Annotated in this window: 1 protein-coding gene and 1 pseudogene; both read left to right on the top strand. The window is 53.6% G+C overall.

Translation table 11 applies throughout. The features are described 5' to 3' along the window. Positions 1-335, top strand: a pseudogene (locus RTW80_RS27125) (polysaccharide chain length modulation protein); the annotation flags it as partial. Between the two features lie 56 nt (positions 336-391). Then, positions 392-498 (top strand): hypothetical protein (locus RTW80_RS27120; RefSeq protein WP_312721191.1); only part of this gene is annotated, 107 nt, incomplete at its 3' end.

Raw genomic sequence — 498 nt, 5'->3', positions numbered from 1 at the left:
ATATTTCCCGTAGCGAAACGGATGTTCCGGCTGACGAACTCCCGGATTCAGAAATGTTCCTTCTTGGTCGCCCAATGCTTCAGGCGCGTCTGGAAAATATCCAGGCCGTTGGCCCTGATTTTGACCTTGATTACGACCAAAACCGCGCGATGCTCAATACGCTCAACGTCGGTCCAACGCTCGACCCGCGTTTTCAGACCTATCGTTATTTAAGAACACCTGAAGAGCCTGTAAAACGCGATAGTCCGCGTCGCGCATTCCTGATGATCATGTGGGGGATTGTGGGCGCACTGACTGGCGCTGGCGTAGCGTTATTGCGTCGCCGCACAAACTAAGAACGCCGTCTACGATGAAGGCTGCGGCCTTCATCGTCTAATCGAAGAGAATCGATGTGAAAGTACTAACCGGATTTGGCACCAGGCCGGAGGCCATCAAGATGGCGCCTCTGGTTCATGCGCTGGCCAGAGATCCTGATATCGAAGCGAAAGTGTGCGTGAC

This window comes from Escherichia sp. AM3, assembly GCF_032029835.1.
GTDB classification, from domain to species: domain Bacteria; phylum Pseudomonadota; class Gammaproteobacteria; order Enterobacterales; family Enterobacteriaceae; genus Escherichia; species Escherichia coli.
This window is presented reverse-complemented; position numbering and strand designations above follow the sequence as displayed.